16 protein-coding genes and 6 tRNA genes are annotated in these 13,609 nt (G+C 72.4%); 9 read left to right on the forward strand and 13 right to left on the reverse strand.

The window, feature by feature from the left end; translation table 11 throughout:
- Nucleotides 1-252: 252 nt before the first annotated feature.
- Nucleotides 253-324, reverse strand: a tRNA-Val gene (locus IE178_RS05970).
- A gap of 78 nt (nucleotides 325-402) precedes the next feature.
- On the reverse strand, nucleotides 403-861 hold the full coding sequence (locus tag IE178_RS05975) for a TIGR02611 family protein (protein WP_193511544.1): 459 nt from the start codon (nucleotides 859-861) through the stop codon (nucleotides 403-405).
- 191 nt (nucleotides 862-1,052) lie between these two features.
- On the opposite strand from IE178_RS05975, the gene IE178_RS05980 reads away from it, so the two are divergent.
- Both IE178_RS05980 and IE178_RS05985 read left to right on the forward strand, forming a co-directional pair.
- Nucleotides 1,053-1,466: an SsgA family sporulation/cell division regulator gene (locus tag IE178_RS05980; RefSeq protein WP_004002642.1), complete on the forward strand. Its 414-nt coding sequence runs from the start codon at nucleotides 1,053-1,055 to the stop codon at nucleotides 1,464-1,466.
- 327 nt (nucleotides 1,467-1,793) lie between these two features.
- Nucleotides 1,794-2,351 carry a CGNR zinc finger domain-containing protein gene (locus tag IE178_RS05985; RefSeq protein WP_184765612.1) on the forward strand — a complete coding sequence of 186 codons (558 nt, stop codon included), beginning with the start codon at nucleotides 1,794-1,796 and terminating at the stop codon, nucleotides 2,349-2,351.
- 106 nt (nucleotides 2,352-2,457) lie between these two features.
- On the opposite strand, the gene IE178_RS05990 is transcribed toward IE178_RS05985, so the two are convergent.
- Together IE178_RS05990 and IE178_RS05995 are read right to left on the reverse strand one after the other, a co-directional pair.
- A complete protein-coding gene (locus IE178_RS05990; protein ID WP_167353513.1) occupies nucleotides 2,458-2,610 on the reverse strand; it encodes a hypothetical protein in 153 nt (50 codons plus the stop codon).
- 179 nt (nucleotides 2,611-2,789) lie between these two features.
- The gene (locus tag IE178_RS05995; protein WP_184765709.1) at nucleotides 2,790-3,227 is read right to left on the reverse strand and encodes a hypothetical protein; all 438 of its coding nucleotides are present in this window, start codon (nucleotides 3,225-3,227) and stop codon (nucleotides 2,790-2,792) included.
- A gap of 239 nt (nucleotides 3,228-3,466) precedes the next feature.
- Between IE178_RS05995 and IE178_RS06000 the strand changes: the two genes are divergently transcribed.
- Nucleotides 3,467-3,988 (forward strand): DsbA family protein, encoded by a 522-nt coding sequence (locus IE178_RS06000; RefSeq protein ID WP_193511545.1) that lies wholly within the window; start codon nucleotides 3,467-3,469, stop codon nucleotides 3,986-3,988.
- Between the two features lie 92 nt (nucleotides 3,989-4,080).
- Here IE178_RS06000 and IE178_RS06005 read toward each other — a convergent pair whose 3' ends face one another.
- Genes IE178_RS06005 through IE178_RS06015 form a run of 3 tightly spaced genes read right to left on the reverse strand, consistent with a single transcriptional unit; the run spans nucleotide 4,081 to nucleotide 6,822 of the window.
- Nucleotides 4,081-4,905, reverse strand: a complete 825-nt coding sequence (locus tag IE178_RS06005; protein ID WP_193511546.1) for a GNAT family N-acetyltransferase — start codon at nucleotides 4,903-4,905, stop codon at nucleotides 4,081-4,083.
- 52 nt (nucleotides 4,906-4,957) lie between these two features.
- Nucleotides 4,958-5,779: an aminotransferase class IV gene (locus IE178_RS06010; RefSeq protein ID WP_184765609.1), complete on the reverse strand. Its 822-nt coding sequence runs from the start codon at nucleotides 5,777-5,779 to the stop codon at nucleotides 4,958-4,960.
- Nucleotides 5,776-6,822, reverse strand: coding sequence for a chorismate-binding protein (locus tag IE178_RS06015; protein WP_193511547.1), 1,047 nt, complete (start codon nucleotides 6,820-6,822; stop codon nucleotides 5,776-5,778). Before IE178_RS06015 ends, IE178_RS06010 begins: the two co-directional genes overlap by 4 nt.
- Nucleotides 6,823-6,999: 177 nt before the next feature.
- Here IE178_RS06015 and IE178_RS06020 point away from each other — a divergent pair.
- The 5 genes from IE178_RS06020 (at nucleotide 7,000) to IE178_RS06040 (ending at nucleotide 7,462) form a co-directional block, all read left to right on the forward strand.
- Nucleotides 7,000-7,072, forward strand: a tRNA-Gly gene (locus tag IE178_RS06020).
- 37 nt (nucleotides 7,073-7,109) lie between these two features.
- Nucleotides 7,110-7,183: transfer RNA gene (locus tag IE178_RS06025), tRNA-Cys, on the forward strand.
- Nucleotide 7,184: 1 nt separating this feature from the next.
- Nucleotides 7,185-7,256: transfer RNA gene (locus tag IE178_RS06030), tRNA-Val, on the forward strand.
- 19 nt (nucleotides 7,257-7,275) lie between these two features.
- Nucleotides 7,276-7,347: transfer RNA gene (locus IE178_RS06035), tRNA-Val, on the forward strand.
- Between the two features lie 43 nt (nucleotides 7,348-7,390).
- Nucleotides 7,391-7,462, forward strand: a tRNA-Val gene (locus tag IE178_RS06040).
- Nucleotides 7,463-7,546: 84 nt separating this feature from the next.
- On the opposite strand, the gene IE178_RS06045 is transcribed toward IE178_RS06040, so the two are convergent.
- The 4 genes from IE178_RS06045 to IE178_RS06060 all read right to left on the reverse strand — a co-directional run bounded on the left by IE178_RS06045 (nucleotide 7,547) and on the right by IE178_RS06060 (nucleotide 9,827).
- A complete protein-coding gene (locus IE178_RS06045; RefSeq protein ID WP_193511548.1) occupies nucleotides 7,547-7,837 on the reverse strand; it encodes a TFIIB-type zinc ribbon-containing protein in 291 nt (96 codons plus the stop codon).
- 80 nt (nucleotides 7,838-7,917) lie between these two features.
- Nucleotides 7,918-8,856, reverse strand: a complete 939-nt coding sequence (locus IE178_RS06050) for an aminoglycoside phosphotransferase family protein (RefSeq protein WP_193511549.1) — start codon at nucleotides 8,854-8,856, stop codon at nucleotides 7,918-7,920.
- Between the two features lie 318 nt (nucleotides 8,857-9,174).
- Complete coding sequence (locus IE178_RS06055; RefSeq protein ID WP_193511550.1) at nucleotides 9,175-9,354, reverse strand: hypothetical protein; 180 nt, start codon at nucleotides 9,352-9,354, stop codon at nucleotides 9,175-9,177.
- Nucleotides 9,355-9,551: 197 nt separating this feature from the next.
- The gene (locus IE178_RS06060; RefSeq protein ID WP_184765604.1) at nucleotides 9,552-9,827 is read right to left on the reverse strand and encodes a DUF8836 family protein; all 276 of its coding nucleotides are present in this window, start codon (nucleotides 9,825-9,827) and stop codon (nucleotides 9,552-9,554) included.
- Between the two features lie 195 nt (nucleotides 9,828-10,022).
- Between IE178_RS06060 and IE178_RS06065 the strand changes: the two genes are divergently transcribed.
- Nucleotides 10,023-11,438, forward strand: coding sequence for a serine/threonine-protein kinase (locus IE178_RS06065; RefSeq protein ID WP_184765603.1), 1,416 nt, complete (start codon nucleotides 10,023-10,025; stop codon nucleotides 11,436-11,438).
- Between the two features lie 25 nt (nucleotides 11,439-11,463).
- Here the strand turns inward: IE178_RS06065 and IE178_RS06070 are convergent, their stop codons facing one another.
- On the reverse strand, nucleotides 11,464-12,282 hold the full coding sequence (locus IE178_RS06070) for a TrmH family RNA methyltransferase (protein WP_193511551.1): 819 nt from the start codon (nucleotides 12,280-12,282) through the stop codon (nucleotides 11,464-11,466).
- Between the two features lies 1 nt (nucleotide 12,283).
- Nucleotides 12,284-13,516, reverse strand: a complete 1,233-nt coding sequence (cobA, locus tag IE178_RS06075) for a uroporphyrinogen-III C-methyltransferase (protein WP_184765601.1) — start codon at nucleotides 13,514-13,516, stop codon at nucleotides 12,284-12,286.
- Between the last annotated feature and the right edge of the window lie 93 nt (nucleotides 13,517-13,609).

Raw genomic sequence — 13,609 nt, forward strand, 5'->3', positions numbered from 1 at the left:
CCGGTGACAGCGGCGGCAATCTCGGGCGCAGGGTCGGGCCCTGACGCAAACCCCCAGGTCGACGCCCCGCGGCCGACCGACCGAACACCGAGGGGCCGGCCGGTGGGGACGCCGCGGAAGGTTACGGTTGGATGAAGGCGACCGGAAGCGGAACGGCCGGGCCACCCCCGGGCCCGCATCGGACGAGTGCCGGGCGCATACGACAAGGCGGCCCGGCTCACGAGTCGTGAGCCGGGCCGCCTTGTGATCCGGTGGGCGATACTGGGTTCGAACCAGTGACCTCTTCGGTGTGAACGAAGCGCTCTCCCACTGAGCTAATCGCCCGGACGCAGGAAGAACATTACCCCATGTCAGGGGGTGCCGTGACCAGCGGGGACGGGGGTCGCCCGCCCCCTCCGCGGATCACTGGTCCTTGATCTTCCAGGGCATCACGAGACCGAACTTCCACAGGTAGATCCCCGCCAGCACGGCCATGATCACCAGACCGATCGAGGTCAGGATGATGTTGCGGCGCCGCACCCGGGGATCCAGCGCACGCTGAGCCGCCTCGGTGACCTTGCGCTTGGTCCAGCGCAGCACCAGCTGGGCCCAGACGAACTCGGTCGCCCAGATCGCCATGCCGCCGAAGATCACGACCCACCCCGGACCGGGCAGCGGCAGCATGATGACGCCGGCCACCACGACCGCGAGGCCGACTATGAAGACCCCGACCTGCCAGCTCAGATGCAGCGCGCGCCGCGCCTTGACGAATTCCGGCGCCCTCGAGCCGAGCCCCCGCTCGTCCCGGCTCCCGCCCTCGTCACGTGTCGCCCCGTGAGCCGCCACGGCGGCCTCGCCAGGCTTGCTACTCCCCGTGTTCATACAGCCAAACACTACCCGAGCGAAACACACCACCGGAATGGACGCAGGCCGCGAACGATCTCTCGGCCGGAAGAGTTACGTAAACACACGCAAAACACTCAGAGGGGTTTACAACGGCACCGTAGGTGGCATGTCGATTTCGCCGACGTGCGAATCCCCGAGCGCACACTGAGCGAAAGGCCCTGGCGCTTATGAACACCACGGTCAGCTGCGAGCTGCACCTGCGCCTCGTTGTGTCGAGCGAGTCCTCCCTGCCTGTCCCCGCAGGCCTGCGGTACGACACGGCCGACCCCTACGCCGTGCACGCCACCTTCCACACCGGAGCCGAGGAGACCGTCGAGTGGGTGTTCGCCCGCGACCTCCTCGCCGAGGGACTTCACCGCCCCACGGGCACCGGCGACGTCCGCGTCTGGCCGTCGCGCAGCCACGGTCAGGGCGTCGTCTGCATCGCCCTGAGCTCGCCGGAGGGAGAGGCCCTGCTGGAGGCCCCGGCACGGGCTCTGGAGTCCTTCCTGAAGCGCACCGACGCCGCCGTGCCTCCCGGCACGGAACACCGGCACTTCGATCTCGACCAGGAGCTCTCGCACATCCTGGCGGAAAGCTAGGCGAGAGCCACAAGGCAGCCCGGCGCCGTCGACTCGGGGAGACGGCGCGGGCCCGGACAACCGCATACGGACAGCCGTATACGGCTCACACGCACCGGCGCCGACGCCGCGGGGTTCCGCGGGTGGCGCCGTTGTGCTGTGCGCCTCCCGCACGGGCCGTTCCGGGCCGGGCCGGGCGGAGCCGGGTGACCGGGAACGTCGGCGGGTGTTCCGGCGTTGGATTCGAAGCCATGTGCGGAGCAGGGGAGGTGCGGTGCACGCCGGAGCCACTACCATCGGCCAGCATCGGCGGGCGCCCGCCCGACCCCCCAGGCCAGGGAGCGAATCGTGCTGATCACCCACGACACCCGGTGCGCGCTCGACACCGTGGTGGATCTGGTGAACACCGCGCCGGAGGACGACACGCCCGACGGACTGCCGGATGTCGCGGCTCTCGAGGTCTTCGTGCGGCAGCACCAGGTCAGCGAGGTCGGGGTGCTCACGGAGTTCGACCTGGCCGCGGTCCGCAAGATCCGCTCCCGGTTCGCTGCGGTCTTCGCCGCCCCGGATGCCCGAGGGGCCGCCGGGCTGATCAACGAGCTGATCGCGGCCGCGGGGACCACTCCCCGGCTCACCGATCACGACGGCTATGACTGGCATGTGCACTACTTCGCGCCCGGCGCCTCCGTGGCCGACCACCTGGCCGCCGACTGCGGGATGGCGCTGGCGTTCTTCGTCGTCGCCGGGGAGCAGGAGCGGCTGCGGCGCTGTGAGGCCCCGGACTGCCGGCACGCCTTCGTCGATCTCTCCCGCAATCGCTCGCGCCGCTACTGCGACAGCCGCACCTGCGGCAACCGCTTGCATGTCGCCGCCTACCGGGCGCGGCGCAAGGAGGCGGCGGGCTGACCGGCCGGGTGGCCGCCTGCCGGGCGCGGCCGGGGCGGGCGGGGAGCCCTCTCGATGCCGTGCCGACGCGGTCCCGACGGGTGACGCCGGGTACCGCGGGTACGGCTCACAGCCACAGCAGGTCGTGCAGGGCAGCCGTGAGCAGCAGACACCCGATCACCGCAAGGAAGATCATCAGCGGTGGCTGGGAAAGGGCGAAGAGGCATCCGCGCGGCTCGTCCTGCTGCGGCGCGGCATCGCTCTGTTTCGTGTCCAGCATCTCGCGGCGATGATGACGCATCGGAAGCACCCGACGCGATCACCGCTCACGGAAAGCATGCCAGGTCGTCGAATCCGCGATCTACGGTTCGGGTTGTGATCACTTCCGGGCGCTCCGGGTACGCCCTGTGACGTTTCTGCTGGTCTTCGCCCGGTCACTCACGGTGCGGCGCGGCGCGGTCAGATGCCGTGCTTCTTGAGGATGGCCTCGATGTCGCTGAAGTCGTCGTCGCCCCGGGAGGCGGGCGCCGGGCGGGTCGCCGGACGGGTCCCCTGGCCCAGGGAGGGCGCCGAGGCCCGGGGGGCCACCGCCTCGGGTGCGGTCGCCGTCCTCGCCGCCTTGCGCTCCTTGCGGCTGCCGCCGCGCCGGCGCTCCACGGTGCGTGTGGTCGCGAACAGCACCCAGGACAGGCCCAGCACCGCGAAGCCCGCCCAGGCCGTCGGACTGAAGGCGGTGTCGGCGAGCCAGTCCACGACGCCGGTCATCACCAGGCCGACGGGGACGAGCGAGTAGGCGGCGATGCGGGCCGCCGCGAGAAAGCGTTTGCGGTAGGCCGTGATCACGGCGATGCCCAGGCCTGCCGCGGAGACGGCTGAGCAGACTGTCTCGGCGATCATCCGGTCCTCCAGGCAGGGTGCGGTCGCGACGGGCACGTCGTCCCTTCCATCCTGCACCCGCCGGACCCCGCCGGGCCATGCTCCGGCCGGACATCAGGGACATCTCCGGGTCGGGTCATCCGCAGGTCCCGGTAAGACCGGGGCCGGAGGGTGAGCGGCCCTCGGAACGCCGGACAGGCCGGGGAACGGAGCGAGAGGTCGGATTGGGTGGTCCGGGACGGGACTGGGAGACTGTGACCATGAGTGACTCCCCCGTCCGCCCGGCCGCCCCCGTCCTCGACGTCTGGTGCGAGCTGCAGTGCCCGGACTGCCGAACCTCCCTCGACGACCTCCGCGCCCTGCGGGCACGCTACGGCGACCGTCTGGAGCTGCGGCTGCGGCACTTCCCGCTGGAGAAGCACCGGCACGCCTTCGCCGCCGCCCAGGCCGCCGAGGAGGCGCTGGAGCAGGGGCGGGGATGGCCGTACGTCGAGGCCGTGCTGGACCAGGTCGAGGAGCTGGACCGGCGCGGCGAACAGTTCCTGGTCGAGGTGGCGGGAGAACTGGGCCTGGACGCCGAGGAGTTCGACACCGCGCTGATCGACGGACGGCACATCCTGATCGTGGACGCCGACCAGGCCGAGGGCAAGGCGATCGGCGTGACCGGCACCCCGACGTATGTCATCGGCGGTGAGCGCCTCGACGGGGGCAAGAGCCAGGAGGGGCTGCGCGAGCGCGTCGAGGAGATCGCCGACCGGCTGCTGGCCGAGCGGGAGGGCTGATCCCAGGGCCGACACCGAGGGCCGACGCGAGGGTCTCCTTCGTGAGCGCTCCGGGAGCCCTCCGGCGGCTGCACCGGCGCCGTGTACGACGGCTACACCAGCGCCTTGTACACCGAGTACTGCGTCGTGCCGTAGCCGAGCGAGTCGTAGAGCCGCTCGGCCGGGGTGTTGCCCGCGAACACATTGAGGCCGATGACCCGCTTGCCCGCGGCGATCGACTGGGCCTCGGCGAGCAGCATGAGGGTGCGTCCGTGGCCCCGGCCGCGGTGGGCGGCGTCGGTCAGGACGTCGAAGACGAAGGCCTGCTCCCCCCGCACCGCCAGCCACAGGGTGCCCACGGGGGTGCCCTCGTGTTCGAGGACGCTGAAGAGCATGTCCCCGGTGGCGCGGCCCTCGGGCAGGAGGACGGCGTGGTCCTTCGCCGCCTTGGCGCGCGCCTCGGCCTCCGGCACCCCGCGCTCGGTCCAGTCCCGCGCGTAGTCCTCTTGGCCCTTGGCCATCCAGGGCCCGAACTCGGCCTCCGTCATGGGGCGGGCCGCGCTGCCCTCCGGGAGGGCGGGTGGGGTGTCCCCGAGGGTCTTCTCCATGTTCCGGTTGCGCACCACGTAGCCGAGCGCCGTGGCGAGGCCGAGGGCGGTGCCGGAGTCGGCGGGGACCGTCGCCTCGATACGGCGGCAGCCCCAGCCGCGCGCCACCTCCTCGGCCGCGAGCGCGGCCACCGTGCCCCGGCCGCGCCGGCGGTCCGGTTCCTCGATGCGCAGGCTCATGATCCGGGCCACGGCCTCACCGAAGACGGGATGCGTGCCGAGGTGGACCGCCCCGACGGGACGGCTGTTCACGCACACCTGGTAGCGGCGCGAACGCGTGCCGTCGGGGTTCTGCTGAAGCGGCTCGGTCGGCCGCAGGGTGGTGGTCATCACCGGTGTTCTACCCGGTGCCGCGCCCAGGATCAGCCGAATTTCGGGACGGTCACGGATCGAGGTCGGCCCCGGAGCGCTCGTCGAAGATCCGCATGGCCTTGGCGGTCACCGGGCCCGGGGCGCCGGGCAGTTCGCGGTCGTCGACGCGGTGCACGGCCTGGACGTCGCGCAGGGTGGAGGTGAGGAAGACTTCCTCGGCCCCCCGCAGGACGTCCAGCGGCAGGTCGGTCTCCTTGGCGCCGGTCCACTCGACGGCGAGGGCGCGGGTGATGCCGGCGAGGCAGCCGGAGGCGAGCGGCGGGGTGTGGAGTTCGCCGTCGAGGACGACGAAGACGTTCGACCCGGTGCCCTCGCAGAGCTGTCCGACGGTGTTGCCGAACAGCGCCTCGGAGGCTCCCCGTTCGCGGGCGCGGGCGAGGGCGACGACGTTCTCGGCGTACGAGGTGGTCTTCAGGCCGGTGAGCGCGCCGCGCTCGTTGCGCGTCCAGGGGACGGTGATGACGGCGGTGGAGTCGGGGCGGCGGGTGGTCTCGCCGAGGGCGACCACGAGGGTCGGGGCGTGCCCGCCGCGGTCGGAGCCGAGCGGGCCGTGACCGCCGGTGTAGGTGAGGCGCAGCCGGCCGAGCGGCATCGGATTGGCCTCGAGGACGGCGGCGCAGGCGCGGCGGACCTCGTCGAGGTCGGGGTCGGGCAGCCCGAGTCCCCGGGCCGACCGGGTCAGCCGGTCGAGGTGCCGGGTGAGCGCGAACGGCCGGCCGTCCACGGCCTTCACCGTCTCGAAGATGCCGTCGCCCACGGTCAGTCCGTGATCGAAGACGGAGACGCGGGCGGACTCGATGTCCTGCAGCCCGCCGTCGAGCCAGATCTTCACCTCTTGGTCCCTTCACTCACCTGGTACGTTCCCGACGCTACCGCGAGCAGCCGGGAGGCCTTCAGTTCGGTCTCCCGCCACTCCCCCTCGGGGTCGGAGCCCCAGGTGATCCCGGCGCCGGTGCCGAACCGCAGCACGGCGCCGCCGCCCGCGTCCCGGTCGATCCAGAAGGTGCGGATGCCCACCGCCAGCACGCCGGTGCCGCGGTCGGCGTCGACCCAGCCGAGGCCGCCGCAGTACGGGCCGCGGGGCGCCGTCTCCAGCGCGTCGATGATCCGCAGGGCGCTCGACTTGGGCGCGCCGGTGACCGAGCCGGGCGGGAAGGCCGCCGCGAGCAGCTCCGGCCATCCGGCGTCGGCACACAGCTCGCCCCGCACCGTCGACACGAGGTGGACCAGTCCCGGGTGCTTCTCGACGGCGCACAGATCGGGCACCGTGACCGTGCCGGTGGCGCAGACCCGCCCGATGTCGTTGCGGACCAGGTCGACGATCATGACGTTCTCGGCGTAGTCCTTCTCCAGGAGGTCCGCCTCCGTGCGTCCGGTGCCCTTGATCGGCCCGGACTCCACGACCCGCCCGTCGCGGCGCAGGAACAGCTCCGGCGACGCGGTGGCGATCTCCACGCCGTACCCGGGCAGGCGAATCGTTCCTGCATACGGAGCCGGGTTGCCCCGGGCCAGCAGGGCGGTGAGGGCATCCACGTCGGCGTCGTCCGGCACGGACGCGGACAGGATGCGGCAGAGGTTCGCCTGGTAGACCTCGCCGGCGGCTATGTGCTCGCGGACGCGGCGGACGGCCGCCGTGTACGCGGCGCGGTCGAGCGACGACGTCCAGTCACCAACCGCCGGCCCTCGCCAGCCGCCCGGCGCGGGAACCGGCTGTTCCCGTACGTCACGGAAGCGGGCGCAGGTCAAACGGCCCTCGAAATCCGCGCAGACGGCCCAGAAACCCCGGGAGTCCAGGGCTGCCGGGTCGTCGGTGACGTCGAGGAGGCCGGTGGCGACACGGTCGCCGAAGCGGGCGAGAGGCGGGAGGTCAGGCACGCGACGAGTCTATGGCGGGGGCACTTCGGGCGACCCGGTCATGTCCGTCACGACGCCGCGGGCACAGACGTGAGCAGGCGCAGCGCAGCACGCTGCACAAACGGGTTTTTGTGCTGGCCCCGGAATCCGCTAGAGTTCAGTTCGTCGCCGGGACGCGCAAGCCGACCGAAACGACAGGCGGACGTAGCTCAGTTGGTAGAGCGCAACCTTGCCAAGGTTGAGGTCGCGAGTTCGAACCTCGTCGTCCGCTCGCAGGAAGAGGGGGCTTCCCGGCCCCCTGCACTCCTGGTGGAGTGGCCGAGAGGCGAGGCAACGGCCTGCAAAGCCGTCTACACGGGTTCAAATCCCGTCTCCACCTCCAAGGACGATTAGCTCAGCGGGAGAGCGCTTCCCTGACACGGAAGAGGTCACTGGTTCAATCCCAGTATCGTCCACTGGATCTTCGGATCCCCCGCGCGATTAGCTCAGCGGGAGAGCGCTTCCCTGACACGGAAGAGGTCACTGGTTCAATCCCAGTATCGCGCACGCAGTGCCCATGATCCGCTCCCCGGAGTGATCGTGGTCCCGAGGACGATTAGCTCAGCGGGAGAGCGCTTCCCTGACACGGAAGAGGTCACTGGTTCAATCCCAGTATCGTCCACACCCCACCGAACCCCCGGCCGCGCCAGCGGCCGGGGGTTCGGTCGTTCCCAGGATCAGGGGATCCTGGGAACGACCGGAGTCCTCAGGACGAGAACAGCATGTGCCCGAAGCTCTTGTGCCGGCGGTGACCGTAGTGGCCGCCGTGCGGGGCCGCGCCCCACGCGGGAGGCTGCGGGGCAGGAGCCGCCGGGTACGCCTGCGGGGCGGCGGGCGGGGCGGGCGGCGCGGGCTGGGACCACTGGGACTCGAGACGGGTCAGCGACTCCAGCTCGCCGTAGTCGAGGAAGATGCCTCGGCACCCGCTGCACTGCTCGATCTGAACGCCGTTGCGGTTGTAGGTGTGCATCGGCGCACGACACTTGGGACACTGCATGATCGGTTCAACTCCTCGCCGGTCGGCCCTGCTTCACGTTTCGCCAGGACAGACTCTGTCCGGCTGCAGTCGGTTGCACCCTACTTCCCGAACTCGTGGCGCTCCCGCGGCGGGAGGGTGACCATGCGCTCGCAGGCGTCGACCACGGACTGCTCCACCTCGTCCAGGAGCCGCCGCTCCACCACGGCCTTGGTGATCATCCGGGCGGCGGTCTGCACGGTGAGGGCTCGGGCCGGGACGTCGAGTACGGCCCATGGGTCGGCGTCGGCGGGGACGGCCGGTCCGCCCGCGGCGCGGTAGGCGTCGAGGAAACGCGCCCATTCCTCCGCCGGGAGGAGCCCGCACGCGAACCAGGCCGCCGGACGCGCGAGGTCCCAGGCGGGGACGCCCACGCCCAGGTCGTCGACGTCTATCAGCCGCCACGGGCCGTCGGGGAGGCGTACGAGCTGGCCCAGGTGGAGATCGCCGTGGCACAGGGCGGTGGAAGTGTCGGGCATGGGCGCTTCGGCGCGGGCCCAGGCGGGCAGGGTGGCCCAGGCCCGCAGCACGGGGACGGCGGCGGGCGGGGTGTCGCCGATGGCACGCAGGCGGGCGAGGGCACGGGCGGCCTTGGCCGGGCCGCGCATCGTGGGCAACGGCCCACGGACGGGGGTGCGGTGCAGGCGGGCGAGGAGGGTGGCGGCGGATTCCCAGGGGGCGGCGTCGGGGTCGTCCGGGTCCACGGGGGTGCCGTACGGCCAAAAGGTCACCAGGCGGCCGTGCAGGGCGACCGGCGTCGGGCTGAGCGGGCGCAGGAAGACGTCCGGGTGCTGCGCGGCGGCGGTGAGGCGGAGGGCCAGGTCGGCGGGGTCCGTGCCCGGGGGGTGGGCCTTGGCGACGGTGTCGGCGTGGCGGACGACGGTGGCATCGGGGCGGTGCAGAAGCGTGCGGGTGGCTCCGCAGGGGCAGGTGGGGGTGCGGCTGTGGGCCATGCGCCTGGCGCGGGCGGTGAGTTCGGGGAGGAGGGGGTCGGGGGTCACTTGGCTCCCTGGGAGGTCGGTCTGGGGGGAGCGTACGTGGAGGGTGACCGGCAGGGGTGGGGACCGGGGGCGGGTTGTGCATCCCGGCGCTCACGGGGCGCGCCGCTTGCGCCCACCCGTGCCACTGCGAAGGCACCTCCCGAGCTCTTGGGGTACCGGGGAGGCACGACCGCCCGCAGTGACGTGCGGACACGGCAATGCCGGCGCAGCTCCCCAGCTGCGCCGGCATTTTCTGCCGTCCGCCGCACCCCCGTCCCCACGGGGTTTCATGGATGGATGTCCCCGCCCGGACCGCTCTTCCGGGCCTGGGGTCGCCGCTCAGCGCCCCAGCATCTCACCCACGGACGACGCCTGTGTGGTCACCGTCTCCCACCCGTCGAAGACGAGGAGGAGCAGGACCGCCAGGGGAAGGGCCATCAGCGTCGCCACCAGCGGGTGGCGACGGCCCTCGCCGCGTTCCCGCGTGCGGATCTCTGTCCGCGGTGCCGTGTGGGCCATGGTCCCTCTCCTGACCGTTTCTGTTGTCTTTGGCAGCGGCGGGCGTCTGACCTCGGGGGACGAGTGCTGCACCCGCCGCTTGACCTCAAATCTAGGCGCCCGGCGCTTCCCGGACGTCATGCCCTCGTACCGATTTCCGGGCCTCCCGGAGGATGAGCCATGACCCGCCGTGTACTCCCCTGGGTGGAGAGGGGGTCCTACGTCTCAGGGACATCCCGGAAGGGCCGCCCGCTCTGTCCGGCTTTCTCCGAGCTCTCCTCCCGCGGTATCGGCTGTTCCACCAGCGCGAGTACCCGGTTCGCCATGAAACGGGCCGTCCGCACCACGGCCCCGGTTCGGGTGACTTCGCTCACTTCGACCACTCCTCGGCGCACCGCCGTCTCCACCCGGCGCCCGGCCCTGCTCGCCACGACCTCGTACGTACGCGTCGTGTCCCCCGCGTCCACGACGATCTCCACACGATCACCCTTCACGCGATCAATCCCCCTTCGGTGTCGGATGGTTGGGATCACGCGCCGCGTGAACCCGGCCTGCTCACGCGCTCCCTGACCACTCTTCCAGTGTCCCACCGGGCACTGACAATCGATCGGTTCGAGAGGGCGCGGCCTCTGCGCACGGGCGGCCGTGGAAACGTAAGCTGTGGCACGTCACAGGACCGGGCAGCGGGGATGAACATGGCGATGATGCGCCTGAGGCGCGAGGACCCGCGCGTCGTCGGCTCTTTCAGGCTTCACCGACGGCTCGGCGCGGGCGGGATGGGCGTGGTGTACCTGGGCTCCGACAAGAAGGGGCAGCGGGTCGCGCTGAAGGTCATCCGGCCGGACCTCGCGGAGGACCAGGAGTTCCGCTCGCGGTTCGCGCGTGAGGTCTCGGCGGCACGGCGCATCCGCGGGGGCTGTACGGCCCGGCTGGTGGCCGCCGACCTCGACGCGGACCGGCCGTGGTTCGCCACGCAGTACGTGCCCGGGCCGTCGCTGCACGACAAGGTCGCCGACGAGGGGCCGCTCTGCGCCGCCGAGGTCGCCGCCGTCGGCGCGGCCCTCTCCGAGGGGCTGGTCGCGGTCCACGAGGCCGGTGTGGTGCACCGGGACCTCAAGCCGTCCAACATCCTGCTGTCCCCGAAGGGGCCGCGGATCATCGACTTCGGCATCGCCTGGGCGACCGGCGCCTCGACGCTCACGCACGTCGGCACGGCGGTCGGCTCGCCCGGATTCCTCGCCCCGGAGCAGGTGCGCGGCGCCGCCGTCACCCCCGCCACGGACGTGTTCTCGCTGGGCGCCACGCTCGCCTACGCGTCGATGGGCGACTCGCCCTTCGGGCACGGCAGTTCCGAGGTGATGCTGTACCGCGTCGTGCATGAGGAGGCGCAACTGCACGGCGTCCCGGACGCGCTGGCCCCGCTCGTCCGCGCCTGTCTGGCGAAGGACCCGGAGGAGCGGCCCAGCACGCTCCAACTGTCGCTGCGGCTCAAGGAGATCGCGGCCCGGGAGGCCCAGGGCCTCGCCGACGTCCGTCCGCCGGCGCCGCGCGGCGCCGAGGCGGAGCGGCCCACCGGCCGCCTCGCGGACACCTACCCGGAGCGCGCGCAGCGCCGGCCGGGGGGCCAGGGCACTCCTGCGCCACGCGGTGGGCCGGGCGGGCGCGGTCCCGCTCCCAAGGGCAGCGTGCCGTCTTCCGGGCGGAACAACCGGAGCGTGCCCGCTTCGCGCCGGGGCTCCTCACGCGACGGCTCCCCGCGCGGTGGTACGCCGTCCCGGTCGGGGTCCCGGCCCGCACCGGCGTCCCGGAACACGACCCGGTCCGGCACCGGTGCCCGGCGTCCGCGGTCCCGGCCGACCGGGACCGGCCTGCGGCCTGCCAATCCGCGGCTGCTCCGGCAGCGGCTGTTCGTGTTCGTCGTCGTGACGCTGGTGGTCGCCCTCGGTATCGCGCTGGTACAGGGCTGCCAGGGACCCTCACGCGGCCTCGGCGGCGACGGCGGCGTACGGGAGCAGGAGCGGGTCGCCGGCGGCGGGTACACATCGCTGCCCGAGGACGAGCCCATGTACGAGCGGTACGTCGCGGCACGGGAACAGGACGGCTGAGAGCACACCCCCCTCCTGCTCGCCCCTACTCCTGGGGGCGGCCCGTCGCCACCGCGTAGAAGGCGACCGCCGCCGCGGCGCCCACGTTGAGGGAGTCGACGCCGTGGGACATCGGGATGCGGACCCACTCGTCGGCGGCGGCCAGGGCCCGGGTGGACAGGCCGTTCCCTTCCGCGCCCAGCATCAGCGCCACACGGTCCATGCGGTGGGGCGCCACCTCGTCGAGGGACCGGGCCTTGTCGTCGGGGGTGAGGGCGAGGAGGGTGAAGCCCGCCTCGCGGACCGCGTCCAGACCCTTGGGCCAGGTGTCCACACGCGCGTACGGCACGGAGAAGACCGCGCCCATGGAGACCTTGACGCTGCGGCGGTAGAGGGGGTCGGCGCAGTCCGGGGAGAGCAGGACGGCGTCCATGCCGAGGGCGGCGGCGGAGCGGAAGACGGCGCCGATGTTGGTGTGGTCGTTGACCGACTCCATGATCACCACTCGGCGGGCGGTCCGGAGCAGGTCGGCCGCGGTGGGCAGCGGTTCGCGCCGCATGGAGGCGAGCGCGCCGCGGTGCACGTGGTAGCCGGTGACCTGTTCGGCCAGCGTGGGATCCACGACGTACACCGGGGCGGTTGCCCGGTCGATGACGTCCCGCATGCTGTCGACCCACTTCGCCGACAGCAGCATCGACCGCATCGCGTAGCCCGCTTCCCCGGCGCGCCTGATGACCTTCTCGCCCTCGGCGATGAACAGGCCCTCGGCGGGTTCGCGCTTGCGGCGCAGTTCCACGTCGGTCAGGCCCGTGTAGTCGTACAGACGGGGGTCGTCGGGGTCGTCGAGGGTGATGAGTTCGGCCATGTCACACCGCCCCGGGCCGGCCCACGGCGACGACCTCGCCGATGACGATGACGGCGGGCGGCCTGACCTCCTGCGCGACGACCGTCCCGGCGACCGTGGCGAGGGTGGCGTCGACCCGGCGCTGCGCGGCCGTGGTCCCTTCCTGGACGAGGGCGACCGGGGTGTCGGGGGACTTGCCGTGGGCGACCAGGGTCTCGGCGATCCGGCCGATCTTGTCGACGCCCATCAGCACCACCAGGGTGCCGGTCAGCTTCGCCAGGGACGGCCAGTCGACCAGGGAACGCTCGTCGTCGGGGGCGACATGACCGCTGACCACGGTGAACTCGTGCGCCACACCGCGGTGGGTGACCGGGATGCCGGCCGCGCCCGGGACCGAGATGGAGCTGGAGATGCCCGGGACGACGGTGCACGGGATGCCCGCCTCGGCGAGCGCCTGGAGCTCCTCCATGCCGCGCCCGAAGACGTAGGGGTCGCCGCCCTTGAGCCGGACCACCGACTTGCCCTGCCGGGCGTGCTCGATCAGCGCGTTGTTGATGGCCTCCTGGGCCATGAACCGGCCGTAGGGGATCTTCGCCGCGTCGATCACCTCGACGTGCGGCGGGAGTTCGGCGAGCAGGTCGCGCGGGCCGAGCCGGTCGGCGATGACGACATCGGCCTCGGCGAGCAGCCTGCGGCCGCGCACCGTGATCAGGTCCGGGTCGCCGGGACCGCCGCCGACGAGGGCGACGCCCGGGGTGCGGGTGCGGTGGTGCGGGGCGACGAGGGTGCCGTCGCGCAGACCCTCGACCACGGCGTCGCGGATGGCGGCGGTGTGACGGGGATCGCGGCCCTTGGCGTCGGTGGTGAGGACGGCCACCGTGACGCCCTCGCTGTGCCCGGTCGCCGGGGTCCAGGCGGTGGCCCGGTCGGCGTCGTCGGAGCGGACGCACCAGACACGGTGGCGCTCGGCCTCGGCGGAGGCCCGCGTGTTGGCCTCGGGGTCGCTGGTCGCGATCAGGGCGTACCAGGCGTCCGCGAGGTCGCCGTCGGCGTAGCCGCGCCGCTCCCAGGTGATCTCGCCCGCGTCGGCCATGGCCTCGACGGAGGGGGTCGCCCCGGGGGACACCAGGAGGACGTCCGCGCCGGCCGCGATGAGGGCGGGGAGGCGGCGCTGGGCGACCTGTCCACCGCCGAGCACGACCACTCGGCGGCCGGTGAGGCGGAGGCCCACGGGGTAGGCGGGGTGTTCGGCCATGAGGGTGCGGCTCCTCGTACGGGCGGCGTGCGTGGGGCGCTACGGCACTGGAGCAGCCCTGACGTGCGGATTCTAGAGGGGGTGTTCAGCGTA

The organism is Streptomyces griseoloalbus (assembly GCA_014650015.1).
GTDB classification, from domain to species: domain Bacteria; phylum Actinomycetota; class Actinomycetes; order Streptomycetales; family Streptomycetaceae; genus Streptomyces; species Streptomyces griseoloalbus.